The 25,501-nt window shown below is 48.3% G+C and carries 29 protein-coding genes and 1 riboswitch; of the genes, 6 read left to right on the plus strand and 23 right to left on the minus strand.

Going from position 1 to position 25,501, the window contains the following annotated elements; all coding sequences use genetic code 11:
- Positions 1-8: 8 nt before the first annotated feature.
- The 11 genes from ACR6HW_RS04060 to ACR6HW_RS04110 all read right to left on the minus strand — a co-directional run bounded on the left by ACR6HW_RS04060 (position 9) and on the right by ACR6HW_RS04110 (position 13,340).
- The gene (locus tag ACR6HW_RS04060; protein ID WP_455730921.1) at positions 9-200 is read right to left on the minus strand and encodes a site-specific integrase; all 192 of its coding nucleotides are present in this window, start codon (positions 198-200) and stop codon (positions 9-11) included.
- A complete protein-coding gene (locus ACR6HW_RS04065) occupies positions 128-316 on the minus strand; it encodes a tyrosine-type recombinase/integrase (RefSeq protein ID WP_455729888.1) in 189 nt (62 codons plus the stop codon). The genes ACR6HW_RS04060 and ACR6HW_RS04065 overlap by 73 nt, the downstream gene beginning before the upstream one ends.
- Before the next feature lie 786 nt (positions 317-1,102).
- The gene (locus ACR6HW_RS04070) at positions 1,103-4,873 is read right to left on the minus strand and encodes a hypothetical protein (RefSeq protein WP_455729889.1); all 3,771 of its coding nucleotides are present in this window, start codon (positions 4,871-4,873) and stop codon (positions 1,103-1,105) included.
- A 167-nt stretch (positions 4,874-5,040) separates the two neighbouring features.
- Positions 5,041-5,580 carry a ClbS/DfsB family four-helix bundle protein gene (locus ACR6HW_RS04075; protein WP_455729890.1) on the minus strand — a complete coding sequence of 180 codons (540 nt, stop codon included), beginning with the start codon at positions 5,578-5,580 and terminating at the stop codon, positions 5,041-5,043.
- Between the two features lie 125 nt (positions 5,581-5,705).
- Entirely contained in the window at positions 5,706-7,010 is a 1,305-nt protein-coding gene (locus ACR6HW_RS04080) for a VOC family protein (RefSeq protein WP_455729891.1), read from the minus strand.
- Between the two features lie 217 nt (positions 7,011-7,227).
- Positions 7,228-8,277: a D-alanyl-D-alanine carboxypeptidase family protein gene (locus ACR6HW_RS04085; protein WP_455729892.1), complete on the minus strand. Its 1,050-nt coding sequence runs from the start codon at positions 8,275-8,277 to the stop codon at positions 7,228-7,230.
- A gap of 83 nt (positions 8,278-8,360) precedes the next feature.
- The gene (locus tag ACR6HW_RS04090; RefSeq protein ID WP_455729893.1) at positions 8,361-9,860 is read right to left on the minus strand and encodes a nicotinate phosphoribosyltransferase; all 1,500 of its coding nucleotides are present in this window, start codon (positions 9,858-9,860) and stop codon (positions 8,361-8,363) included.
- Between the two features lie 18 nt (positions 9,861-9,878).
- Positions 9,879-10,526, minus strand: a complete 648-nt coding sequence (locus tag ACR6HW_RS04095; protein ID WP_455729894.1) for a cysteine hydrolase family protein — start codon at positions 10,524-10,526, stop codon at positions 9,879-9,881.
- A gap of 10 nt (positions 10,527-10,536) precedes the next feature.
- Positions 10,537-11,463: an NUDIX hydrolase gene (locus ACR6HW_RS04100; protein WP_455729895.1), complete on the minus strand. Its 927-nt coding sequence runs from the start codon at positions 11,461-11,463 to the stop codon at positions 10,537-10,539.
- 638 nt (positions 11,464-12,101) lie between these two features.
- On the minus strand, positions 12,102-12,920 hold the full coding sequence (locus tag ACR6HW_RS04105; protein WP_455729896.1) for a hypothetical protein: 819 nt from the start codon (positions 12,918-12,920) through the stop codon (positions 12,102-12,104).
- Positions 12,921-12,965: 45 nt separating this feature from the next.
- Positions 12,966-13,340: a hypothetical protein gene (locus ACR6HW_RS04110; RefSeq protein WP_455729897.1), complete on the minus strand. Its 375-nt coding sequence runs from the start codon at positions 13,338-13,340 to the stop codon at positions 12,966-12,968.
- A 93-nt stretch (positions 13,341-13,433) separates the two neighbouring features.
- Positions 13,434-13,535, plus strand: a riboswitch (purine riboswitch).
- A 49-nt stretch (positions 13,536-13,584) separates the two neighbouring features.
- Here ACR6HW_RS04110 and ACR6HW_RS04115 point away from each other — a divergent pair.
- The 4 genes from ACR6HW_RS04115 to ACR6HW_RS04130 all read left to right on the plus strand — a co-directional run bounded on the left by ACR6HW_RS04115 (position 13,585) and on the right by ACR6HW_RS04130 (position 15,415).
- Positions 13,585-14,154, plus strand: a complete 570-nt coding sequence (locus tag ACR6HW_RS04115; RefSeq protein WP_455729898.1) for a xanthine phosphoribosyltransferase — start codon at positions 13,585-13,587, stop codon at positions 14,152-14,154.
- Between the two features lie 199 nt (positions 14,155-14,353).
- On the plus strand, positions 14,354-14,578 hold the full coding sequence (locus ACR6HW_RS04120) for a hypothetical protein (protein ID WP_455729899.1): 225 nt from the start codon (positions 14,354-14,356) through the stop codon (positions 14,576-14,578).
- Positions 14,579-14,642: 64 nt separating this feature from the next.
- Positions 14,643-14,831, plus strand: coding sequence for a hypothetical protein (locus ACR6HW_RS04125; protein ID WP_455729900.1), 189 nt, complete (start codon positions 14,643-14,645; stop codon positions 14,829-14,831).
- A complete protein-coding gene (locus ACR6HW_RS04130; protein WP_455729901.1) occupies positions 14,801-15,415 on the plus strand; it encodes a S8 family peptidase in 615 nt (204 codons plus the stop codon). Before ACR6HW_RS04125 ends, ACR6HW_RS04130 begins: the two co-directional genes overlap by 31 nt.
- A 100-nt stretch (positions 15,416-15,515) precedes the next feature.
- Here the strand turns inward: ACR6HW_RS04130 and ACR6HW_RS04135 are convergent, their stop codons facing one another.
- The 4 genes from ACR6HW_RS04135 to ACR6HW_RS04150 are packed head-to-tail and all read right to left on the minus strand — an operon-like array spanning position 15,516 to position 16,274.
- Positions 15,516-15,641: an LDCC motif putative metal-binding protein gene (locus ACR6HW_RS04135; RefSeq protein WP_455729902.1), complete on the minus strand. Its 126-nt coding sequence runs from the start codon at positions 15,639-15,641 to the stop codon at positions 15,516-15,518.
- Positions 15,641-15,829, minus strand: a complete 189-nt coding sequence (locus tag ACR6HW_RS04140) for a hypothetical protein (protein WP_455729903.1) — start codon at positions 15,827-15,829, stop codon at positions 15,641-15,643. Before ACR6HW_RS04140 ends, ACR6HW_RS04135 begins: the two co-directional genes overlap by 1 nt.
- Complete coding sequence (locus ACR6HW_RS04145) at positions 15,826-16,080, minus strand: SHOCT domain-containing protein (RefSeq protein ID WP_455729904.1); 255 nt, start codon at positions 16,078-16,080, stop codon at positions 15,826-15,828. Before ACR6HW_RS04145 ends, ACR6HW_RS04140 begins: the two co-directional genes overlap by 4 nt.
- Before the next feature lie 17 nt (positions 16,081-16,097).
- Positions 16,098-16,274 (minus strand): SHOCT domain-containing protein, encoded by a 177-nt coding sequence (locus ACR6HW_RS04150; protein ID WP_455729905.1) that lies wholly within the window; start codon positions 16,272-16,274, stop codon positions 16,098-16,100.
- A 153-nt stretch (positions 16,275-16,427) separates the two neighbouring features.
- On the opposite strand from ACR6HW_RS04150, the gene ACR6HW_RS04155 reads away from it, so the two are divergent.
- Together ACR6HW_RS04155 and ACR6HW_RS04160 are read left to right on the plus strand one after the other, a co-directional pair.
- Positions 16,428-17,126: a radical SAM protein gene (locus ACR6HW_RS04155; protein ID WP_455729906.1), complete on the plus strand. Its 699-nt coding sequence runs from the start codon at positions 16,428-16,430 to the stop codon at positions 17,124-17,126.
- The gene (locus tag ACR6HW_RS04160; RefSeq protein WP_455729907.1) at positions 17,119-17,808 is read left to right on the plus strand and encodes a queuosine precursor transporter; all 690 of its coding nucleotides are present in this window, start codon (positions 17,119-17,121) and stop codon (positions 17,806-17,808) included. Before ACR6HW_RS04155 ends, ACR6HW_RS04160 begins: the two co-directional genes overlap by 8 nt.
- Before the next feature lie 23 nt (positions 17,809-17,831).
- Here ACR6HW_RS04160 and ACR6HW_RS04165 read toward each other — a convergent pair whose 3' ends face one another.
- The 8 genes from ACR6HW_RS04165 to ACR6HW_RS04200 all read right to left on the minus strand — a co-directional run bounded on the left by ACR6HW_RS04165 (position 17,832) and on the right by ACR6HW_RS04200 (position 25,329).
- Positions 17,832-18,005 carry a hypothetical protein gene (locus ACR6HW_RS04165; RefSeq protein ID WP_455729908.1) on the minus strand — a complete coding sequence of 58 codons (174 nt, stop codon included), beginning with the start codon at positions 18,003-18,005 and terminating at the stop codon, positions 17,832-17,834.
- Between the two features lie 52 nt (positions 18,006-18,057).
- Positions 18,058-18,330, minus strand: coding sequence for an HPr family phosphocarrier protein (locus ACR6HW_RS04170; RefSeq protein ID WP_455729909.1), 273 nt, complete (start codon positions 18,328-18,330; stop codon positions 18,058-18,060).
- Positions 18,331-18,343: 13 nt separating this feature from the next.
- Positions 18,344-19,081 carry an SIS domain-containing protein gene (locus ACR6HW_RS04175; protein WP_455729910.1) on the minus strand — a complete coding sequence of 246 codons (738 nt, stop codon included), beginning with the start codon at positions 19,079-19,081 and terminating at the stop codon, positions 18,344-18,346.
- 20 nt (positions 19,082-19,101) lie between these two features.
- Positions 19,102-20,370, minus strand: coding sequence for a PTS ascorbate transporter subunit IIC (locus ACR6HW_RS04180; RefSeq protein ID WP_455729911.1), 1,269 nt, complete (start codon positions 20,368-20,370; stop codon positions 19,102-19,104).
- A gap of 9 nt (positions 20,371-20,379) precedes the next feature.
- Entirely contained in the window at positions 20,380-20,646 is a 267-nt protein-coding gene (locus ACR6HW_RS04185) for a PTS sugar transporter subunit IIB (protein WP_455729912.1), read from the minus strand.
- Positions 20,647-20,661: 15 nt separating this feature from the next.
- The gene (locus ACR6HW_RS04190) at positions 20,662-22,596 is read right to left on the minus strand and encodes a BglG family transcription antiterminator (protein WP_455729913.1); all 1,935 of its coding nucleotides are present in this window, start codon (positions 22,594-22,596) and stop codon (positions 20,662-20,664) included.
- Positions 22,597-22,800: 204 nt separating this feature from the next.
- On the minus strand, positions 22,801-24,813 hold the full coding sequence (locus ACR6HW_RS04195; protein ID WP_455729914.1) for a methyl-accepting chemotaxis protein: 2,013 nt from the start codon (positions 24,811-24,813) through the stop codon (positions 22,801-22,803).
- Between the two features lie 333 nt (positions 24,814-25,146).
- Positions 25,147-25,329, minus strand: coding sequence for an L-2-amino-thiazoline-4-carboxylic acid hydrolase (locus ACR6HW_RS04200; protein ID WP_455729915.1), 183 nt, complete (start codon positions 25,327-25,329; stop codon positions 25,147-25,149).
- Positions 25,330-25,501 lie beyond the last annotated feature (172 nt).

Consider the following 25,501-nt stretch of genomic DNA (forward strand, 5'->3'; position numbering starts at 1 on the left):
AAAACCTTCTAAAGCGTGCAATCCACTATAGATCTCGTGTTCTCCTGATTATTAAACAAATAATCATAAGGTTGATAACGGCTCATACAAACCTTAAGCTGCTTTGAAAGCGTCTCCGAAAGCGCCACTATGCGGTCTTTTCTGCCCTTCCCCTGACACACAGTAACCACGACGCGCTCAAACCAATGTCTTGAATACACAAATTAGCCACTTCGCTCACGCGCATATCACAACTATAAGCCACCATTAGCTCTGTTCTGTGCTTCACATTTTCAGTGGCACTAAAAAGCCTCTTAATTTCACTCTTCGCAAGCATCTATTGCAGTTTTTCCTCAAGCTTCGGACGCTGAATCTTAATCAGCTCAGACGCACCCTCACAGCCCATCATTTGCCTATGATGCTTAATAGTGTTCGACTGATTCACATATACATGGCTACACCCCTTATCTTCCAAAAGAAAGAACAAGTAGCCATTGATATCAGCCACCGCCCCTTACCTACAGCCTCAAACTGTGCCACCACGTCATGGCTATAAAATACATTCACACGAAGTTCATCGTTTATATGTATAATTTCCACACACTAAATCACAAAGACTAAAAACCATTTTTTGCAATCTTGATTTCTGTGAATAAAATATCAGACTCTTTTTTATTTTAGCATTTATCGCTAAATATTAGAAGTCAAAATGGCATAATAATTATCCTGAATTATTCACCATAGCCTTGCATTCATTGGGTAGCATATAAAAAATAGAAAGAGCCTCTATATTGCATTAAAGTTTAAGTACCCTCACCAAAACAAACACAAAATGAAAATCTTTCTATATCTAGTTTACAGCACGATGTACTAAACTTCAACAACAGCTGTTCATATAATTTTAAGGATGGCAACCTTTCTTCTGATGCCGATTTAATCATGGTGCGTTCATACACTGAAAGATGTGTATTATGGCGAAAGCGCCTCCGGGCGACGGCGATTACAAGGGCTTGCATTTTGGAGCCACGCCTCTGAGGCCAAAGCGTTAGCCGGCGTTTTCACCGGCCTCTCGCTTCTGGGGCTCTTTTACTTTGGAACAGGCGATCCTGAGTTTGTACGCCTCTTATACGGGCTCTACCTCTTTAAAGTGCTGTTCAGCTTTTCCGTCCGCCACCATGTGTAGCGTTTTTTCAACCAACAGATGCCCGTCTAAATCGTAGGCGGCAAAGTGATAGCGCCCCGGCAAACATTCAGCTTCCGACTCAAAACACCACCCCATAAATATGGGACTGCTGCTGTACCCGTCCTGTTGCCACTGGCTCGTCTCACACTGTCCCGATGGCGACGGGTGTGTGACGACCACATTGTGAACACAGACTTTAGGCGCTTGACTCAATACCTTAGCGGTGAAGCGCAGGCCGATATAGAGGCCGACTTCCAAACTCAGAACATCGGTCTGTGCGTGACAAATCGCTGCAGCGGCTATCTTTCGGCCACTGGAATCGGTTTGAGGTGCAGGGACCGTATACCCGCCGTAGTCGACGATCTCATATGCCGACGCAATGGTGGCTTCTATACTGTGCTGCGCCATTAAATCCGCCACGCAACTTCTTAGTTTCAGCGATGAATGGTTGCGGTAGTCGAGCACCATCGGGTGGTACTGCGGGTATTTGGCAAGGCGCTTTAAAACAATCGCCTGAGCATCGATTTTCAGCGCTTTTACATAGTTCGTACAGTTGACAGTAAGGCAAAGGGGCTCCAAAGCGCGAAAAGCCTTTTTGTAGAGCAAGTACTCAAAGACAAGCTGCCGGTTTATGCGGCTGTCGATTAACCAGTCATCGGCGCTGTCGTCTAAAATACTGGTGAGTTTCGATACGTCGACGCCACCAATCAGCGTTACAAGTGCGCGCTTTAGCCCCTCGTCCAAACGCTTGAAATAGACCTCCAGTTCAAAGTCGTAAACGCTCCCCCACGCTAAGAAATCGCCGTCGTTTACACCGTGATGTAGGATGTCTTCTACAGCATCATAAGGCACTTTTCCCGCTATAAAAGCGTCCACCTGTTCAAGCCACAACATTCTGTAGTCGACTTTATCCAACGTCTGAATAACCTTTTGAAACGACTCCGGACACTGGTTGATGGTGGCAATCTCTATATGTGGCGGCAATGTCTCTGAAGACCTCGGCACACTGAGCGGCCGAGGCTGTCCATCGACGAGGTTCACAAAAAAAGCGCTGTTTTCAACCTGTGCACTCTTGAGATCGAAGCCCAAAGCGCGAAGCGCGTTTACAGCTTCCTCTCCCCCATCGTGTTCTGTAAACACCACGCGCCGCGATACGGTGATACCGGCGGCCTTCAGCACGTTTTCCACATAGGCGCCAAGGGGCAGAAAGCTGCTGTATAAGGTGCGCTTAATGTAGTCAATCGCCATGTCATCCAAGATTTTATGTCGGCTGAGGGCCGTGCCAAAAACCTCGTCCGCTTCACGCACCAATCTGGCGCGAATACGGCGCGGTACGAGAAGCCCCCCTGCCCAAATGGCTTCTCTGGCGCGGCGATAGGCCGGTTGCATCAACAGCGGCACCGCCTCGCGCGGCTCGGACGCGCTGTACATTTCAAGGAGTTGGACATAAGTTTGAATCCTCTGCGGTTCGAGGTCCAATGCGTAGATGGCAATTCTTTTTTTATGCACCCCGCTGCCCAAGACTGTCAGTGGGTAAATCCAGTACGCCGGCTCAGGCAGTCCCAGTGTTTTTAACCCGTCGAGCGCCGCCCATAGGGCAGACGGGTCATCAAGTGCCTCCAAATCCGGCTCGACGTCGGTCAAAGCCTTGATAACGCGCAGCGGCGCCAACTGTATGAGCAGCTCTAATACTCTGAGCAGTACAGGGCGCAAAGCGAGGTCTTCTCGTGTCCGTCCCCAGTAACACATGTGACAAAGGCGGTCGGCCCGCCCCTCTAAGGTGTCCAAGAGGACATACGCCGGCTGTTTATCGGCAATGCCCGCCGCTTCTGTTTCCAAATGCGCTTTTAAATAGGCCAGTGCCAGTTGTGGGCTCTCAATGGGATCTCGCCCCTTAAAACTGCCGGTCTCAAGATAGGTTCGCATGGGCTGCCACAGTGCGTACTGAGCCGAGACGAGCTGTAGATGAGCTTTGTGATAAGCGCTAATATCGGCGGTTTGTTCAGCTGCACGCACACTGCTTTCGGGCTCCCAATCGCCGTCAGAGGTGAGCACCACCTCAATTTCCGTCCATAAATGTGCGTCGATGTAATCGGCGGCGTAAGTGGTGAGCTCATCGCTGCGTTCACAGCGGCTGTCTTCTTGCAGTGTGTAAAACAACAAATAGCTTTTAACTTCGTCTGCATCAGATACAGATTGGAATTTTTTCAGGAGCAGTGGCCGGCTGTGTGTCAACGCATAGGTGTATGCTTCTAAGAGAAATGCCGGCATGCGGTCGTATCGGAACGTGCTGGCGGCTTCTTTGAACAACGCGTCCACAGTGGCCGCCGCATCGGCCGGACAGCGCTTATAGAGCGCCTCTAAAGTCAGTCCCTCGTTTCGGCTTAAAAGCCATTCTGCCGATTGCAAGGACACCGGCGGGCAACCTGTCAATCGGTGCAAAACGTCATGCAGACGCAAAGGCATACGCAATGAGACGCCACCGGTTCTCCCAAAGTCGCGAAGGGCTTCGTAAACGCCTTCAGTCACGTCGTCGACGTGTTCAAAGGCCTCTTGAATCGACGGCTCCAATTGATAGGCCAGTGACATCAAATCCAGTTCCGGCAAAGCATCCAAAGCCAAAGGTGTCCCCCAGGTCACATAGCGCCACACCGCCTCTCCATTTTCCAAGTGGTTTTCAAAGAACGTCTCCCACGAGTGCGCTTCGGTTCGCCTGCGGGCTATTTTGCCACATAGCGCCTCTTCAGAGACTATGGGAACAGGTGCCACAATAGCGTGACCGAGGTGCGCCATCACCTGTTCGGTTAATTGTGCCGCAGCTATATCTGCGGGTGTGTCCACAAAGCGCTGCGTCATGTACGCGTCGCTGTCAAAGGCATCGTCCCATACATCGCAGGGGTGGTGTACATAAAGCATCTCCATGAGCATCTCTTGTATAGGCGATTCGTCCGGCGCACTACTGGCGCGCTTATACGGCATGTCGGCATAGCGGTCGGCCAACACCTTCGGGAACTTGACGTACAGCTTTGAATCCGTCCTAAAAGCCGTCAGAATGTCAAAAGTGCTTTCAAAAGAGCCGCTGTCTTCACAATAGCCGTTCCAAGTATCGTATCCCAAGGCAATCTCTCTGGCGCGCTTGTTATCGCAGTAGCAAAAAGCTTTGAGCGTCTCTTCTGTCACCCCTTGTGTCGCCACCCATTTGCCGAGGGTGTACAACGGTTCAGGCATGTGTTCGTCGTCCCAATTGGGCACGAGGATCGCTGCGAGTAAATAGCCGTATTGCGGGTAAACGGCAGCCAAGGCATAGAGGGGTTCACAGGCAATAGGCCATTCGTCAGTGAGCCAAAACGCACTCGAGTCGTCGACTTCTCTGACATGTCTGACGATGGCTGTCAATGCCGTTTCCAGCGCTGCTCTCATCTCGGGCATTGCCGCGGCGGCATAGGCAAAAAACAAGGCTTCACCGGTCATAGATGCTTCCAGGGGTTCCGTGTGCGGTTCTATATAATCTGCGAGTACCGAATGCGCTTTAAAAATACTTTTAGGAATAGGGGCGCCGACGTTGACAAAGTGGGCTGTACACTGTCCGTATTCAAAGGCTTCACCTGAACACACGGCAACTGTATAAGCTTCAAGTGCCGACGTCATACTGTCGGTATCACCGGGAATGTAACTAAGTTCAATCTTCGTTTCTGCTGTTTCCAGTTTCATAAATGACCTCCGGTCTCTATTATACACGGCACAACAGGGCAAAATCTTTAAGATATCGTTAAAACGCCCTGTGACAGCGAAGTCACAGAGCGTCTAAATCGAGGGTAATTTCTCACCCGTTGAAACGGAATACCACAGCCTATTCGAAAAAGCTAAGCGGTTGTCCCCTAGCCGGCCAGTCGCTTAATATGTGCCCTGAGTTTCTTCATCGCCCAGTCGTAATGACTTGCCGTCGCAGAAACACAATAGCTCCCCAGAGTCGTCGTTCCCGTCCAAGCTAAAGCGCCCTTTGTAAAAAGCGTCTCGTCGTCAAACCCTTCAATCAGAGCCACCACCTCATCATGGCTTGCCTTTAGCAACTTCTTGGCGTCGTCGAGAGACGTCCCCTGATGCTTTTCCCAAAAAGCGACATTCATGTCACCATACGTTTTCCAATTGTATGGCGCAGGTAAAAACGGCTGAGATTTTCCCGACACATTGGCATGCACCCAATTTAAAAGCAACTGATGCCACTCGTACAAATGAATGAGGACATCCCTTAAATTCTTATCCCGCCGCCAATGGGCTTCCTTCTTTTTCACATCACCTGAAAAGTCAAATGCCATCTCCAGTTGACGCGGCGTCATCCCGTCAATCAATCGCCACAGCTTTTCAAACCGCATCTGTGCGCTTTCCAGCAACTCTTTTTTCGATTGTGCTCTGCCCATAACAGCCTCCTATCTCCTTAATAAGACCACGCGTCGTCCACACCTTAAGGCACTTAAACGCTCTACATAGACAGTATAACAGACATAACATGTCACCTATTGTCATATATAAAAATCTTTAAGCATTACCGGCTTTCCACATAGCGCTTAAAATTGTCTAGAATCGCCTCCCACCCCGCTTGCTGTAGGGCTTCCGGCATCTCCGAATCGGGCTCAAAAAACTGTTCGACAACGACGCCCTCTGTTGTGGGTCTGAAAACCGTGGAGACCTTTCTCCCGTCGTCAAGGCAATAGATGATTTGGCTCATTGGCTTGACATAGGTGTAAACCCCTGAAAAATCAAAGGCATTTTTGCCGTTTCTCTCCGCCATTCTCGTTAAAAACCGTCCCCCTACCGACAAGTCGTTTTCAGCCTGTGGCGCATGCCAGTCTTCAGTGGCAAAGGCCCAGTGGACAATGTGCTCAGGGGCAGTCCAATAAGTCCATACCTCATCTATAGGCGCCTCAATTTCTGTTTGGATGCCAAGTCTCGGACAGGCACTTTCAGTGTACACCTGTTGCAGCGGTGCAATATCAAATTTTTTCATTTTCAAAAAAGCGGTTGTCAGTTCGGATTTTTGACGTGTGCACCCCTCGTACATCATAGCGTCGAAGCAATTCGGCACAATTTGCCAAGGCAAACCAAAGCGGTCTTGTAGCCACCCGCACTGCTCGGCTTCAGGCACAGCAGAAAGTTGTGACCACAGGGCGTCCATTTGCGCCTGCGTCTCGCATTTCACCATAAAAGAGACTGCTTGGTGGAAGGTGTAGGGATGCGGCCCGGCGCTGTCGGTAAACGCCATCCAGAGGTTGTGCAACCTGAGATCGGCGTACATGACCGCCTCTTGCTCAGGGGTTTTAAACAACGTACCGAGCTGTGTGTCTTCAAAAACAGTTGCGTAGTATTGACGTGCGGCTTCAGCCTGTCCGTACCGCGCATCTGAAAACATCAAACTCGGCGTAATCAGCGGTCTGTCGTCACCTTCCGGATCCGTTAGCATCAACTGCCAATTGACGCCAAAGCGATCCGCTACCCACCCGAACCGTTTGGCAAACGGATAGGTATCGAGGGGCATGCGCACTGTACCGCCATCAGAAAGCGCCTGCCACAAGGCTTCCAGCGCACTCGATGCATCCGGCATCATCGACGGGTCGAAGTTGACAATAAAAGAAACTGCCGGGTTGAACTCAAAATAAGGTCCGGCGCTAATGGCCTCAAACGGCATGCCCCCCAGTTCAAAAGACACCACGTCGCAGTCACCTGAAGGTGTCCCCTTGACGACATCTCTGCCGATAATACGGCTGTTTGGAAACTGCTCAACATAAAATTCAGCGGCTTCAACCGCCTCGCAGTTAAACCATAAGTACGGTACAATGATGGGTTTTTTCATGAAAATGCTCCTTTCTGGCGACCTGTCTCGCAGCAACCTTTTTAATTGTGAAACATACAGGACAAGAGTCTACAGGTTACTGTTACCCCATTTTCAGGACATCTCATCAGTAGAACTTCTTTTTTCTGCTGAACCTCTAGGTGTCAAAAAACCCCCATCGACCATCGGTCAATAGGGGCTCGTACAATCACGCTGCGGTCAATGCCGTACACGAGTGCTACAGCGTTTCCAAATACTCTTCCAAACACATCTTGCCTTCGTAGATGACACGCGCCGCTTCTTTTCCCACATACCGGTAGTGCCAAGGTTCATAAGAAATCCCCGTAACGGCCACCTTGTCTTTAGGGTATCGGAGCACAAAGCCGTAACGGTGTGCATTGGCCATCAACCACTGCTGCTCTGCCGTCTTCTCTTGGGCTTCATTGAGCACTTGATAACTCGTGGCCACAATGTCCACGGCGAGACCGGTTTGGTGCTCACTCGTCCCCGGAACTGCCACCCACTTAGCCGCTTCTTCATAGGCTGCCGCTTTAGAATACCCTCGGCTGACGTACTTCGCAATTTGGTTTTCAAAAAGTCTCGTCTGCGAATCATAGGATCTGTAGGCCGAGCATACAAGGGGCGACAAGCCCGCTGCTTTAGCGTCTGCAAGCATGTCATTCACCGCTTCATAAATTCTGGCGTCGACAGCGTACCCACTCGATAACTTTTTGAGCTCCGGCTTGTACCCCTCGGTGAGCGGGTTTTGGCGATTCGCCAATACAAGCGACCACACGGCGGCTTTCGCCTTTAACTTTTCGACGATGTCACCATAGGCGGCACTGGCCATATTAACCGTCTGAGAGGCGCCGTCCCAGGTCACGTCGGCACCCAAGTGTTCGGCGACAAACCTCAACGGCACCATGGTCTGAGCGGTATTTTGACGCTCGGAAAACACCAGCCTTGCCGGCACCTCCAACTCAACGGGGACACCTTTTACATACGCAAGCGCGCTGTCGATTTCCAGCTGAATCGTGGTCGAATCTCCTTTAATTTCAATCCTTTGAGTGGCACTGTCCCAATGGACTTCAGCACCGATAACCTCAAAAACCGTTCTCAATGGAATCAATAAACGCGCCTCGTCCACGGCCACTTCTGCGCGCTTGTACACGTAGTCGTTTAAGGCCAATTGAACCTCTTTCATCTCTGTGGTCGATGCGGAAAAGCCCGCGGTTTGAGTCGCTATTACAGCGCCTAAAACCATTGCTGCTACTCGTTTTTTTATCATTATTTTCATCTCCTCTATACGCGATTTCACCTTTTAAGGCGCCCTTAAACAACAGAATTGTTTTTAGCCCATTTATGGTAATTTCAAGCGTTTTTTGTCTCAAAAGAACCGTCCCCCAAAGTCGCAATGCGTTCATTGACAGCATGTACCGTCTCTTCAATGAGCTGGCGTTTTTGCGCCCAGAGGTCGAACGAGAGGTTCACAAAGTATTTGTCCGGACTTTGCAGTCTGAGCAAACCGTCCCACAACGTTTTGATTTCAGCGGCGCAGTAGTCTCGAATCGCCTCTATAGAAGGCCTCTCGTAAATGCAAACGCCGTTTTCCACCACCTGAACTTGCAACTTCTTAGCTGTAAAGTCGGTAAATGTCTTGTTCTTCCACGGCATAAACTCGTCAAACAGCTTGTAAGGCGGCGCCACAGTCTCCCCCTTTAACGTCAACAAATCTGCAAAGGCTTTGCCCGTCTTGTTGTCGTAGAGGCGCCAAACCTCTTTCAAACCGGGATTGGTCACCTTGACATCGTCCTCAGAAATCTTGATGCGCGGCGAGAGTACGCCGTTCGTCTCGACGGCGACGAGCTTGTAGACACCGCCAAAGACCGACTCAGAACGTGCCGTAATCATGCGTTCGCCCACTCCGTAACTGTCAATAGGCGCCCCGAGGAGCTCCAGTTCTCTGATTTTATACTCGTCCAGCGCATTGGACACCGTTATCTGAACCGATGAATGACCGGCGGCGTCCAGCATTCGACGCGCTTCTTTTGACAAGTAGTTGAGATCGCCACTGTCAATGCGTATGCCCTTGGCCGCCGTTTCCGACATGGTGTCGAAGACGCGAATGGCAGAAGGCACACCGGACTTCAATGTATTGAACGTGTCCACGAGGAACACGGCTTTTTCAGGGTATGCGTTTTTGTACTTTTCAAACGCCAACTCGTCGGTACCGTAGAACTGTACCCAGCTGTGCGCCATGGTGCCCAGCACCGGAATGCCGAAGCGCACATGTGCCAGGTAGTTTGAGGTGCCCAAGCAGCCGGCGATGTACGCCGCTCTGGCCCCATACACCGAAGCATCTGCCCCGTGGGCGCGTCTCGCACCGAAATCCACTACCGGCTTCCCGTTGGCAGCGCGCACAATCCGGCTCGCCTTAGTGGCAATGAGACTTTGATGGTTGAGCGACACTTCTAAAAACGTTTCAATCATCTGTGCCTCCAGTATCGACGCGCCTATGGTGACAATCGGCGTGTTTGGAAAGACCGGTGTTCCCTCGGGAACTGCCCAAACATCACCTGTAAACTTAAAGTTTCTCAAGAAGTCGATAAACGCGTCGCAAAAAAGGCCCTTTGTCTTAAACGTTTCGAGATCGCTCTCAGAGAAGTGCATGTTCAGCAGGTAATCGAGAAATTGCTCCAATCCAGCTGTAATGGCAAAACCGCCCTTGTCCGGTACCTTTCTGAAAAAGTAGTCAAAATACACTTTGGCATCGCCGTCGCCGTTGTACAAGTAGCCGTTGGTCATGGTGGCTTCATAAAAATCGAAGAGCAGTGCGAGGTTTTGATCCGATGTCCAATCGAGATGTGTCATAGTGGCCTCCTAAAATTATTATCTGTATAGGGCTATGCCGTTCATTTGCATGTTGTAAAGTGCGAACAGCTGCATCAATTCTGCGTAGTGGTGAGTGGCTTCAAGGTGAAAGGTTTCGACGGCCTGTACGGGCACGGCGATTTCAGCGCCTACATTCTGCTGGTTAAAATACGCTTTTAGCGTCAATGCAAACTGCATAACGCAGATGTCTGTCACGAGTCCGGCGACCACAAAACGCGTCACTTCAGGATGGGCTTTGAGCCATTTTTGAAAAGCCGGTGCGAAAAAGCCGTTGACAGAGTTCTTTTCAACGACGGTGACCTCTGATCGCGAGAGGTCAAAAGGCAGAGCAAACGCCGTTTCCTCTGTTCCGCTGACACAATGCAGCGGGTACGCGCCGAACTCCTCCGCATCGCTTGGGTGCGCGTCGACAAAATAGAGCTTCTTATACCCCAGTGTTATCTCGTCCAGTGATTTTACAGCGGGAAGCATCTTCTGTGCCCGCTCCGACTGTAAGGCACCGCAATCGACAAAGCCGCGCACCACGTCGACGAAAACCACTGCGGTATCCGCCTTTGAGAACGCCTGCCAGTCTAGTTCGGGCAGCGCCTTGAGCCCTTCTCCAAAAGCTTCAAAAGCGGTTGCTTGTTCACGAATCGTCCTCATAGCCCCTCCTTTACTCCCACGAATCCCAGTTGAGTTTCTGCCTGTACAATTTGGCGGGGCGCATCTGCTTGCCCGCCTCAAAGGCGCCGGTTTCTTCGACAAAGCCCTGCATTTTCCGCCTAAAGTTCGACGCGATTAGCGGCGTGTCCAAAATGGCCTCATAAGCTGCTTGCAGGTAAGACCACGTAAACACCTCGGGGACGAGGTTAAATGCAATCGGTGTGTAGAGAATTTTATTTCTCAGGCGCTCAATGGCGTAATCGATGATTTTACCGTGGTCAAAGCCAATTGGCGTGTCGTTTCCATTGCACTGACTCGCCGTCTTTGTCTGAGTGGCTTTGTGTCGCGTTATGCGCTTGTAGACGTCAAAGGTCACCGTATCGACGCCGTCTTCAGAGGTGAGACAATAACGCGTCGTCACCGTTCTTCTACCGGCACTTTGTTCGGCTTCTGTCGCCGCTTTAACTGTAAACCACTTGACGTCTTGTGCGTCGTCACTGGCTAAGATGTTTTGCGCCCGCTTGTCGATGAGCGCCAAATACGACACGCTGATAACGCGCATACGCGGATCCCTTCTGGTGTCGTCACCCCAAGTATAGAGCTGCTCGATGTAAATATCCTGAACATTGGTCTCTTCTCTCAGCTCTCTTTTGGCAGATACCTCGAGCCCCTCACCAATGGGAACAAAGCCGCCGGGCAGTGCCCAATAATCTTTGTAAGGGTGGTTGCGCCTTTTGACCAACAACACCTGTAGATGGACAATGGCATTTTTGCGCTTGTTTCGAACCGCTTCGTCGTCTATGGCAAAGATGACGACATCGGTGGTTACAGACGGCTTTTCATATTTGTCGGGATCGTAATTTTTAAGAAACGTTTTCAGTTCTTGGTCAGTCTTTCCCGTTTTCATTAAGTTGCCTCCGTTTTTGATATTATCCATTTGATAATATCAGTTTAACCCTTTCTTTTACTTCTGTCAACACATAAAGTGTGTCGCTGTCACAAAGGGACGGTTCTTTTGTGCCATCCCAAGTGACTCGTACAGTTAAAAGGACTGCTACAGGCCGTTTCAGCCGCACATGGGCACTGTATGTTTGACGGCTACAGTGCGTCGAGCCACAGGTCGTGGCGGCGACTAGTGCTTGTTATGGGCCCCGGTGAAGAAACGCCATTTTGCAAAGGTTGCACCTAGCGAGCTGTTGGGTAAAATGGTAAATACAAGGCGATTCCGGCACAAAAGAACCGTCCCCTTTTGTCGCTTTGCTCGACAAAGTGAAACAAACCCCCAGGCGCATTGGAGCGCTTGGGGGTTCGATAAAGTGTGTCGCCGTCACAGAGGGACGGTTCTTTTGTGCCATCCCACGTGATTCATACAGTTAAAAGGACTGCTACAGGCTGTTTCAGCCGCACGGGGCACTGTATGTTTGATGGCTACAGTGCGTCGAGCCACAGGTCGTGGCGGCGATAAGTGCTTGTTAAGGGCCTCGGTGAAGAAACGCCATTTTGCAAAGGTTGCGCCTAGCGAGCCGTTGGGTAAAATGGTAAATACAAGGCGATTCCGGCACAAAAGAACCGTCCCTAAAAGCGCGCTTTAAAGGCATCGTACTGCGCCTTGTCAATCACCATCATTTCTAAAACAGTTTCAGATGACTTTTTCAGTTTGTCTTTTGAATTGAGATAGTATTCCAGCTTACTCAACGTCAATCGACCAACTTCTTTGCACTCAGCGCATAGCCCAAATGTAAACTCAAGATAGTACCCTTCCTCTTCCGGCTTAACGACTTCAAGATCGTCGAGACATGACATGTCGCCTGATGACAACACTCTTTTAAAAGCGTCAAACTCCTCCGGCATTCGGCAAAACCCTTTAGTTTCTTCCTTCACCCAACGCTTACAGCGTTCACAGTACACCTCCTTAAGTGTCGCCGTAGAAAGGCAAAAAACTACAATAGCTATTGCTTCAACCAGCCACACAAGCGCCAAGAAAATCCCTCTTACTGGTATCGACCCGCGAGTGCCTAGCCCCCAAGTGCCTGTAGGCAAAATGGCCTTGATGGCCTTCAAAACATCGAGTGGATTCAAAATCCAGACGTCGTTTGAAAGCAACTTAAGCCAAAACACCCACTGAGCATACACAGCAAATAAACTCACAACCGTACCTACTAGTTTCATAACCTTATGGTTTCTAATATGCGCACTTTTACCGACACTTAGAACGATAAAGCCGACAATAACCCCATAAATCGCAGTCACAATACCGTTAAAGTACACAAACGGTATATAGGTAATGACACAACTGTATATCCCGGCAAATGGTAATGTCAGTGCACTAGAGAGCAACAGCATCCAAAACACTCTAGCCACATTAAACTTTCCGGATTCCTTGTAAGATGTCATACGTTCACCTGCTTTCAATAAAAAATCCCTTTTCAGGGATAGGTGTTAGGCTGCTTTTTGTCTTTCCCAAGCTTCGTATTGACTAAACAGCGCAAGCGCCTTTTGGGTCACTTTGTCTTCAGCTTTATCGGGATTCTTTAACAGCGTATTCATTTGTTTAAGTTGAATTTCGAGATATTTAGGATTTTGAAACTTGGCGCCGACCGCTGAAGCGTGTTTCTTCTTTGCCGCGTTTTCCATCGACTCCTTAAACATCAACAGAACGATACCTCTGCGTTTTGCCTTTGGCACCATTTGAATGTCTCTGTAAATTTGGCCGAAGACTTTTTCTTGGGCGCGTTTTCTAAAAAACGTAAACGCCACAAAACCAACGACACCGACGACAAGTAAAATACCTACTATCCATAGTACTTTGTCCATATATGCTCTCCTTGTTAGAATATCTATCATTTTACCACAGTCTGTCAAAAGCGAAAAGTGTTTCTTTGCATCGCTTGATTTCACAGCGGCTTTCATATAAAATAAAAGCACTATCGTATAATTGTGGCAATAGGGGCCACAGGTTTCTACCGAGCTGCCGTAAACGGCTCGACTACGGTACGAACGCGTCTTTTCAAGCGCCGTTTTACCGCAGTCGAACCTCACTATAGACCAAGGAGAAAATATGGAACTGCTAAAAAAACGCATATTAGAAGAAGGCCGCGTTGTCGACGACCGCATTTTAAAAGTCGACAGCTTTTTAAACCATCAGCTGGATATTCCTCTGTTAAACGCCATTGGAAAGGCTTTCAAAGAACACTTTAAAGACTGTGAAGTGACCAAAATACTCACGGCAGAGGTATCGGGGATTGCTATTGCCGCGATTGCCGCACAATATTTCAATGTACCCGTCGTGTTCGCAAAAAAAACCGAATCCTTAAATCTTGACAAAGACACATACGAGGGCTCTGTTTACTCGTATACGAAAGAAAAAACTTACAAAATCCGCGTTTCTAAAAACTACCTGTCGCAGTCGGATAAAGTCTTAATCCTCGACGACTTTCTCGCCAACGGCGAGGCAATGAAAGGCCTTTGCGAAATCGTGAAAATATCCGGTGCGACGCTGACCGGTGCCGGTGTGGTCATTGAAAAAGCCAATCAACGTGGTGGAGACGCCATGCGAGAACTCGGACTCGATGTGAAAGCGCTCGTACGCATTGCCGACATGACTGGTGGCAACATTACCTTTGTATAATTTTAAAGACTGTTTCAAAACATTGCTGCGCGTTTTGAAACAGTCTTTTTTTAGGAGTAAAAATTTACAATATTTATTTAAGAAAAATGTCCCTTTTTTTATAGCTGGTTACATTACATTAGTGAAGGCTTAATAGAGAGGCTTTTGGCACCAAGTCATCTTATCGTCAACTTGTCTATTGAAGAAAGGAGTACGTGTAATGAAAAAACGCTTTGCAATGGGGCTCGTGTTATGTCTGCTATTGACATCACTGGCGTTTGGGGTCTCTCCCCAACCACCTGAGAACAACAATGACACTGTAAGCAACGAACTAATTGTATCAGTAAAATTTTCGGAGCAAAGAACTTTGAGAACTATGGGCGATATGGAAGGGTTCTCGGTGAAAGACGCCTTTTGGGACGACTTTATGCCGATAAACCAGTAAAATTGTTTGAACCCCTCCCACAAGTCCAAAGGGAAGTTCCCGACAAACAAAATGGCATTATGAAATGATTAAAGTACCGCAGACTTGGAAAACCACCACCGGCTCTAAAGACGTTAAAATTGCAGTTGTAGACTCGGGGATCGACGCCAGACACAAAGACTTGAAAAAAATGTCGACACGAGTTAAGGTGAAAATTTCACCTCTGACGACGCAACCGACACGATGGACGGCTTGGGACACGGCACCCACGTAGCAGGCACCATTGCCGCAAACGGCAACCTTACAGGTATTATGCACAAAGCAACAGTCTTCCCGGTAAGAGTGTTTGATGACTACGGGAGCTCTACTGCCTATTGGATTATTAAGGGCATTGTGCTTGCCGCTGACCAAGGTGCGGATGTCATCAACATGTCTTTTCGAACACTACCTTCTAAAGGGGTAGAAGACGCTTGTAACTACGCTGTTAGCAAAGGCGCTATCCCCGTAGCCGTGTCCGGTAACGACAATTGGAACGAAATACGTTCCCCCACGCGCTACGATTCTGTTATTGCAGTGGGATCCGTCGATTCTAAAAAGTCTAGATCGTACTTTTCAAATTATGGCGACGGCATCAGTACCACTCCAGGTAATGGTGAAGACAAATACAGCGGTACCTCAACGGCTACGCCACACGTGACAGGCGTCGTCGGTTTGATGCTTTCTGTCAAACCCGATGCCTCTCTAAAAGAAATTCGAGAAGCATTGACCAGCACCGCTGAAAAGATTGACGATGCCAAAGGGTACGGTCATGGGCTCGTCAACAGCGAGGCCGCAATGAACGCTTTGGTTACCTCTTAAATGAACGGCGCAACAAACCTTTGCGCCATGCATTCCTCTCTTTAAGCTGTCAATCATCTCCATCAAAAAGGGCCGCTTCAAGCGGCCCTTCCAGTTGTGTCTATTCTTTTTGATTGCTTATACGATTGGCTTTGCAACAGTCGACACCGCCGTCTCCATAAGTCTTTTTATTTTGCGTTGCGAGGCGCTTTAAAAAAGCCGCCCACCGCTCTTTTACGCTTCTCATTACCTGTTGTTCCAATCGTCATGACACCGGCCCCAACCGCCATCGCGGTCTGGGAAATCGCGGCTGTAGCCGCTATCGCGCATCGGTACATACCGTCTGTTTGAGACGTTGCTAAAGCCCATGCCAATGGTGCCTACAACGACGAGCAGCACACCCGCTATCAATCCAATCATGTATTTTTTCTTCATTTCTCTGCCTCATTTCTCTCAAGTACGCCCTTTCGACTCAAGTACGTTTCTTCTGTAATCTCGCCCTTTGCATAGAGCATTTTAAGTGTTTCCAGTGCTTCGCCCTCGCTACGTGTAGTCTTATTTTTAAAGAGCATTACAAGCGATACCACGACGACCACCAAACCGATGAGTACGAGAATGTGCCACAATCCGAAGTACCCAAACCCGCTGAAAAACGGACATCCGCCGCCTATCCAGTTACCATGCATTGACTTTCACCTCCCAATTATTTCAACACTGCTTTCATTTTTAAGTAAGTTTCTTCGTCGATTTCACCTCTGACAAACCGCGCTTTTAGCAGTTCTTCCGGGGACTCTAATGCCTCTCGCCTCTGCCTTGGTTGCCCATTGTTATAGAAATAATAAACAATACCGACGATTAATAATGGCCACAACAGCATCATCTCTACACCTCCTATTTTCTATTTGTCTTTAGTATAGCCCTACAATGTGATTAGAATATGATTGTTTACAACATATCAAACTGTGATATACTAAATAGCGTCTTTAGGAGTGTTTACTTGGTACCCACTATAAAAAACAAGGAGTTGATTGTTATGAAACGATACAGTGTTATCGAACAAAAGAACCCGCGGGAGATTGTTCTCCTCAAGTCTACCCCCTGTGCATGGGGAAATTGCACCTTTTGCGATTATATCGACGACAACGAAACCGATGTCGACGCTATTGTCGCCTTTAACAGAACCCTTCTTCACGCTGTTGAGGGGCGCTACAAGAAACTGGAAATCATCAATTCAGGCAGTTGTTTCGAATTGCCGGCCGAAACGCTTAAAGACATTCAGAACGTTGCAGATGCCAAGGAGATCGACGTTCTGTATTTTGAGAGTCACTACAGATACCGTCATCGGCTGGACGCATTTCGGAACTTTTTTAATGCCAAAATCGTGTTCAAGTGTGGTGTCGAAACCTTTGACTCGGACTTCAGAACCCGTGTGCTGAACAAGGGCATGCCCGCTCATGACCCCGCTCAAATTGCACAGTTCTTTTCGTCAGTTTGCCTAATGGTCGGCATCAAAGGTCAGACGAAAGCTATGATTGCTCGGGATATGGAGCTGCTGCAAACCCATTTTGATCACGGTTGCGTCAATGTCTACACGAACAATCGCACAGACATCAAGGCCGATCCAGAACTGATCCAATGGTTCTCCGAACACTTCGCACATCTCGAAACCAGCCCCAAAATTGAAATTTTGTGGCACAATACTGATTTTGGTGTAGGAGGGGCAGATGTCTAACGAACTGTTATGGGTGGTATTTATTTTAATGCAATTTGGCATGCTGGTCGGCGTCTACAAACTGTTCGGTCTCACCGGCTTATATGTATGGATTGGCTTTGCCATTGTAGCGGCCAACATTCAGGTGGTCAAAATGGTGGATTTATTCGGTATCAATGCCACTTTGGGCAATGTGATGTACGGCAGTATTTTTCTAGCTACAGACCTAATCAATGAAAAATACGGACGTCAAAAAGCCCAAACAGCGGTGTATATCGGTTTTGTCATGATGGTGGCGTTTACATTTATTACGCAGACGGCACTGCTTTTTACCCCCAATGCCCACGATTTTTCACAAGGGGCTTTGGAGACGCTTTTTTCACTCTTACCGCGTATTACACTGGGCTCTCTCGTGGCCTACCTCGTCAGCCAAACGCTCGACGTGTACCTGTTTGATCGAATCAAATCCAAGTTTAAGCCCCTTTGGGTGCGCAACAACGGCAGCACACTCATCAGTCAAGCGGTGGACACTGCGCTCTTTACCCTTATCGCCTTTGTCGGCGTCGTCCCCGCGTCCGTTGTGCTCGAAATCTTTTGGTTTTCTTATATCATCAAGATTATGACAAGCATCATCGACACACCGTTTGTCTACTGGATGTGTCGCATTAAAGGGGGACGGTTCTTTTGTGCCGAAACCGACTAATTTTTTACAATTGCTAGACACCTCTACCGCTCTAACCACTTGCAAACAGCGCCTTTCTCAAAAGGGGCTGTCCACAGGCACTTGCCGTCACTACCATAGGGCACATCGCTCACAGCGTCTAAAGCGTATAATGTCCCGTACGCCTCGAACCCGCCTGTTCCGGCACTTCTAACGCTATGGGATACAGCAAATGGCACAAAAGAACCGTCCCCACCAAAACAACAGCGCCTGCCGGCGCTGTTGTTTTGGTTAAATCAATTCAAAGAGTTGCGATTGCGTGAGTGCTTCTACCAAGCTTGAAGACGCTTCGATTTCATCTGAACCCGAAATGCTGATTTCAACAGTCTCTCCGTGGCCAATTCCCAAACTGAGAACCTGCATAATTGATTTCAAGTTCGCCTGTTTGTCGCCAAGTTTCAAAAGCATCTCCGAATCAAAAGGCATGGCCTTTGCGACAATTGTACTGGCAGGTCGTGCGTGTATGCCCATTTCATCGACAACTTTTAAGTGATGTTTAATCATAAAACCTCCCGAACTATTTTTGATAATGGATAACCGATTGGTACTTTTCGAAAATCTTCTCATTGTGCGCCATTCCGCCGTCGATGTTGGCGCTGTGGAAAATCGGTGGGACAATACCACTGGCTGCAAGGGTTGCGGCAACTTCCGAGACAATGGTGTTGACAATTGCCGCACCGATAACCGTCGATGTGGGCGCCACTTTTTGCGCCATGCCCTCAATGGCTATGCAGGCGTCGCCAATATCGCCGTGATTGTCGAGCACAATATCCGCGAGTTCGTAGAGTTTCTTGCCGCAAGTGTGTCTCGACGACACGCTCTTCGAATAAGCCAGGTTGGTTAAAGCGATAACGCAGCCACCGGCTTCCTTTGCTTTGTACGCCATTTCAATGGCCACGGGATTGCGACCTGAAACTGAATGAATGAGGATGAGATCGCCTTTTCTAAACGGCAAATTGTCGAAAATAATTTCGCCGTAGCCTTCGAGTTTTTCCATTTGTGACGTCTTGGTCACCGGTTTTGTATCCAGCATTATGGCCGGTTCAAGTACCGGGTTGAAAAGCGCCAATCCGCCGGCTCTATAAAAGAGTTCTTCGGTGATAATGCCGGCGTGTGAGGCACCGAAAACAAACAGCTGACGCCCTAACAAAATCTTGCCGACAATGGCGTCCACCGCACTTTCAATTGCGCCCGCTTCGCAGGTTTCTACTAGGTCGAGGCGCTTTCTAATTTCGTCAAAATACTTGAAATGCATTGTGTCACCTTTCCTTTACCTTAGAGAACAGTACCGATGAGTTTGCCGACGAGTTCGGCCAATGAACCGAAAAACGACAACCCGTTGCCGCCGAAAATAAGAATCCAGTCTTGAATCGTCGTCGAATACACCACAGCTGAAAGACCTACGAACACCACCATAAACACTGCGGCCACAGAGGTTCCTATTACCGCCCCCCTTAGACCGCCTTGGCCTTCGCCGATAACAGCCGCAGTTCCACATTCAAAGAAGCTGGTAATTACCAGAGGAATCAAAATGACTCCAAACAGCCCGGTGATGTTGGCGATAATGATAAGGACGGTGGAAATTGCCATGGCGACGACAAAACCGATAATTGCCGCATTGGGCTTGTAATTGAATAAAATCGGACAGTCCAACGCCGGAATGGCATTGGGAACGAGCTTTTCAGAAATCCCCTGGAACGCTGGAATAATCTGATTGACCAACATGCGAACCCCTTGAAGCATAATGATTAGGCCTGCACCAAACATCAGCGCTTGATCAAAAGCGTAGAAGAACAGTGGTTTGCCGCTGTCGGCAAAGGCATCCGGTACGACGAGTCCGAGGACGATGAACATGATGAGGATGACGGTGCCGCCCATAATGGACACTTCTTTAAAGAACGACAACCCCTTTGGTAGATTTAAAGACTCTGTCGATTTTTCTTTGTTGCCTACCCATTTGGCTACTGTCCCTGAAATCAACGACAAGATACCAGAAGGGTGACCTAATGTAAACGAATCGTCTTCGGTTACGGCAAAGACGTATTTTCTTAGTATCCAAGGCATAATCGACCAATAAAGTGCCGAGAATACCGCACCGAACACCACGAGTACAACGCCGTTTAGACCGGCTTCAACCCCTGCTGCTACAAAGATGAACGGGAACCACCACAAAAAGTGTCCGGTTAAAAAGATGACTTTGATTTTCGTGAATCTAGCGATGAGCAAGTGGATGACAAAGCCCAGCACCATGGCGGTACCCACTGCACCGCCGTACTCGGCGATGTACGTGTCCGTCAGCGCCTGTGTTGCGCCGGCTTCGCTGAAATTTTGAAATAAGATGTTAATCGGCAGGATGGCGTTGACCAGTAGCCCCGTCCCCTGTTGCAAGATGTACATGCCAAATGCCGCAAGCATGGACCCCTTGATGACATTCCCGAAATCCTTTTTCTGAAGCACTAACCCCAGTGCCGCAATAAGTCCTAACAATATCGGCGGATTTCTAAAGATGTTGTCAATGATAAATTGAATCACTGTTTGCCCCATAATACCCTCCTATAAAAGCTTCTCCAACTGACTTTTGACTTCTTTGATATCCATGTACTTCATTACCGGTAATACCGGTACTTTCACTTCGTCTTTCAACGTCACAGCGAGTTCTGCCGATGTGAAAATGGCGTCACAAGGTATGCCCCTTGCCGACGTAATGTCTGCGTTTTCAACGTCTACTTCCACCCCCAGCTGTCGTGCCGCCTTCTCAAGTGTCATTTTAAGCACCATTGAAGATCCGACGCCGAAACCGCATACTGCCAACAGTTTCATAGTATCCCCCCTTTCTTAAGAATAGTGTTCAATTAATGTCAACAGTTCTTCCACTGAATGCGCCGCGGCGAGTTGCTCCACATTGGATGCCTCCATAAAGAGTTCTGTCAGCGACGCCAATGCCTTCAAATGTTTAGAGTTATCTGTTGCCGCCAAGACGACGATGATTTTTACCGGCTTGCCCAACATATCAAAGGCGTTATCGACTTTTAAAAGTGACATCGACACCTCATTGACACCGTCCTCAGGGCGTGCATGTGCAAAGGCAAAATAATCGGTGAGAACGATGTATGGGCCGAACTTCTCAACACCTTCAATCATGGCTTCGACATACCTCGGTTCAATTGCGCCTTTTTCGAGGAGCGGTACTGCCGCCATGCGAATCCCTTCCCGCCAATTGCTAACTGAATCGGTCAGTTGGAGATGCTCTCGAACCAACAAGTCTTTTAACATAATATAACCCCTCTTTTCTATAGTCGTCTTATACAAATGTTTGTAAAGCGCTTGTGTCAACCCTTCTAAATCGTCGACAGTTCCATAGCGCTGAAACGTTTCAATCAGTTCGCCTACATCAGCGCTTCCTCTTTTAAACGGCGCTTTGAAAATCGATTGACTGATGCGCGACAAATCGCTGTTTCTAAGAATCGGATTGACGTGAATCATGCGCTTTCGCCCTTCAATGTCCATTGTAGAAATCACCCAGTCGGCATCTTCCGGCGGGCGTTTCTTAAACTCTGAATACGACATGACCCCTACGATTTCCATCTGTGGGAAATGGTTTTCAATTTGATACTGCAGTGTCCGCGTCACGGTGATGCCATTGGGACACACGATGACGACACGCTTTTTCTCAAACACCTCTAACGCATCGCGTTCGATGTAGGCACCGATGTAAGAGACGATAAATGCGATTTCATCTTCCTCAATCCCCTTGAGTTCACTGAGCTTCACACTCGTCTGAAAGATATTGGCGATTAACTTGAACAGCAGCTCGTAGCGCAGCTTAATTTCTTCCACCAGCGGATTGGTTACCGGAAAATGAAACTTAATGCGATAGAAAGACGCCCTGAGGTGCCGCGCCAAGCTCTCTAGACATTCGCGCTTGTTGTTAAAGGCGATGAGGACCCGTTGCTCCACTTCCAGCAGTAGCGTTTCCGCAAGCGCCACACTTTTTTGATTGGGAACGGTGGCTTTAAGGCTAGGAAGCGTGCTGATGTATGCTGTTAAGTAGCAGTGTTCGCAGTGCCCAGCACCAGTGGGTAACAAAGTCGCCACTAAAGGGTGGTACGGCAACGCCGTTGCGCTTTCATACAACTGGCACTTCGTTAGGCAACAGCCTTCTGAGAGCCTCCTGATGAGGAAATCGAGAAAACGACGGAGAACGACCTTCGCAAAGTCCGTTAACTGCAAATCCCCAGCCCGGTTAAACTGTTCAACGGTTTCGCTCGCTTCCATCCCCTCGATTTTAGGGACGATCCGCTTTAAAAAGTAAGCGCGTATTGCCACTTCGTCGCCCTTGAGCTTGTAGCCGTTATCGTAATACAAAGAGACCCCTTCTTCGCTGAGTTCGCCCTTGAGTTTCTTTATGGTTTGAACAACTGTGGACTCGCTAATCAGCATCTCCCGCGCCAGCTCTGCTCGATCTACCATTTGGCTCGTCAACAGCGCTGTGAGCACTTTCTCCCGACGGGCTTCATACTCTAAGTACCGCTGAAAATCATCACCGGCGTCTTTTAAAAAAAGCGCTTCTATAGGGCGAACATCTCCAATAAGCTTGTAGTGGGCATCGACTTTAATGATTTCTCCATAGGGTTCAATGCGTTTGTTGATTTTGGATAAATCGTAATACAGCGTTCTTCTCGAAACGCCAAAATGCTTTAACAAAGTTTCAAACGAAACAGATTCGTGGTTGAGGAAATAAAGGATAATTGCACGTTCTCTATTTTGCATGTCCCCTCCTTCACTTTAATTATCGCGCTTAAAAGCGTTTACAGCAATGTGGTGTCGTTGCACAGTACCAGTTAACTTTGCACAACTTTCTAATTTTTCTAACAATAAAGGTGTGTCAATCGTATCAAGACATCCTTTCGCCTCAGTGTTGTTATTAACTAAAAAAAAGCGCGCCACATACTCTTTGCGGCGCGCTCTACTGCATTACAATTTAAATGTATTGACGATGTCGTTTAGACCTTTTGCAAGTTCTGTTAGGTTTTCAGTGGCTCGGTTGAGCTCGTGAATAGCTGCTGTCTGTTCTTCCACCGTAGCGGAAATCTCCTCAGAACCTGCCGCATTTTCTTCTGACGTCGACGATAGGGTTTCCATGACGCCGATGAGCTGATTCTTTTTCTCTTCCATTTCATAACCGCTCTCTTGCAACGTGTGCATAACGGCTTTCATTGATTCCATGGCATCGGCGATGCCCGTCAATTTGTCATTGGTTTTTCCGACGCTCTTGGCTTGTGTTTCTATAATGCCCTTGGCATCATCCATGGTGATCACCGCTTCTTCCGCCTTGCGCATAAGCTCGCCAATAGTCGCCGAAATGTCTTCTGTAAAATCTGTCGATTGCTCGGCCAACTTGCGAATTTCTTCAGCGACGACAGCAAAGCCTCTACCGGCTTCGCCGGCGCGTGCCGCCTCAATCGCCGCGTTCAGTGCGAGCAAGTTGGTCTGGTCCGCAATGCTCTTAATCATAGCGCTCGCCTCGGCAATTTTAGCGGCGCTCGTATTGGTTTCTTTAACAATTTGCTGAACGGAGCCCGTTGCACGGTTGCTCTTTTCTGTCTCGACGACGAGGTCCTCCACAATTTGCGTGCTCTCTTCTTTCAACACCATGACTTGGTCAACAGCCCCTATGAGATCACCTACTTGCTTGCGCTCGTTGACGATCAGTTTATCCAGTTCGGAAACATTCCAAACGCCGTCTTCTGTTTGCTTCGCCTGATCGCTGGCACCCATGGCGATTTCCTCGACGGTTTTGGCGACCTCCATAGCACTGTTAGAAGTTACATTGCTCGTCTGCGCCAGATTGACCGATGCCGATTCAAGTGTGGTGGCGTTATCGGATATTCGCACCAAAATAGCGCGCATGTTTTCCAGAATCTTTTCCACCGCTTGAGCCAACTGTCCCATTTCATCCCGCTGTGCCACCAAATTTGGATCGGGATTTCTACTCAAATCATAGTCCGATACAGAGCCCATAATCGATACAATTTCACTCAGTGGTTTGGTAATGCTCCGCGTCACAATATAGGCGACGAGGACGCTAATGATCAGAGCAATGATTACCAGTTGAATATTGCGTGTGTTAGCGGCCATTTGCACGCTCGTTAGATAGTCATTGACGCCATCATTGATGACTTCAGCAATCTCGGCAACGACTTGAGCGCTCTCGTACATGTCACGTCGAATATCGTCTTGAGCCCTCACCACGTCGTTATAAGCATCAAACTGCATCTTGTATAACAACACCGCTTCCAGCGCACCCTCTGTCTCCTGACGCACCGTATCCGATTGAATCACCTTCAGCACCTCGTTAAACTTATCCTCTGACTTTCCAACCAACTGACCGAGCTCGGCAGCTAGGGCTTCTGTCTCATCTTTTGCGTAGCGATTGGCCACAATACGCGCTTCCATAAAATACTCTGTCGCCTCTTGCAACATTAAGTATTTGGCGTAACTCTCCTTCACCGCCGCGGGGTCTTCTAACCCACGAATGTATGCCGCTTCTTCGCTCATGGTGCTGTGTATGTGTTCCATAGCATCTTTTGCTGCCTCTGAACGGACTTTTCCAATCTCGGCTTTCTGCTCTGCTAGGCCGACAAAGGTTTCAAAGTTGGCTTTGTAGGACGATAGTCCCGCCACCATGTTCGCCGCATTGTTCCGGTTGGTTTCAGAGAGCATCATCGACTGCGCCGTCTGCACGCTAGACACACTTTTATCGATGTGATCGTACACCATTGCAGCAGATGCCGCATCAGACGTCACCTCAAAGCGCAACTGCTCGATACGCGCCAAACTAAGTTCTTTGTCGGCGTTGACGATGTCATCGAATATAGCAACCTGGACATCCATCTTACCCAGATTCACATACGTTACGGCTGCACTTAAAATAATCAACACCACAACCATTGAAAACCCCAAGCTCAACTTTGTTCTTTGCCGCATGTGCCTCAATGGATTTTTCCAGTTTTTCTTTTTCATTATTGTCCAACACTCCTTATTTATTTTTTTAAAACAGTTCTATTATACCCTCGGTGCCGTTCTATACGCAGAAAAGCGCCTCTTTTTCTCTTTATGCGGAGAAGAAGCGCTTTTCTGAACCCTCTGATTATTGGTGTAAATGCTTGCTCATACGCCTGTTTTTAAGCCTAAGAGACAACGCCAATTCTAAAGCATCGTACAAGTGTAGAGCCCTTTCACGACTAGACTTTCAACTGGCTGGTATAAAATCAATGGTAACACATAATACGAGAAAACTTAAAAAGTAGACAGAACTTATTAAAAAAAAGAAAAGCGAAAATCACATCTCTCACCATTTTCTCCCAGTGTTTGATTGCGGTCAAAGGTGATTTGACGAATTCCTTCATACATAATCCAATCGCAAGAACAGAACACTTCGCAAATATTTGGACACTCAAAATAGCCACAAGTGTCTTTCCGCAAGCACTTTGAAATGTCCATAAAAAATGTTTATCGTCATCTGCTAAAATAACACTTTTCCAAATGTCTGCACCGGCAAGTTGTTTCCGCATAAACTTTCGAAACAGCTTTGAAAACATCGGTATACGAAAGCATACCTTGAAACTCTGTTGGCTTTTTTGACACCATGGTAGGCGTGTTCTCTCAAGAGCTC

This window comes from Fusibacter sp. JL298sf-3 (assembly GCF_053842995.1).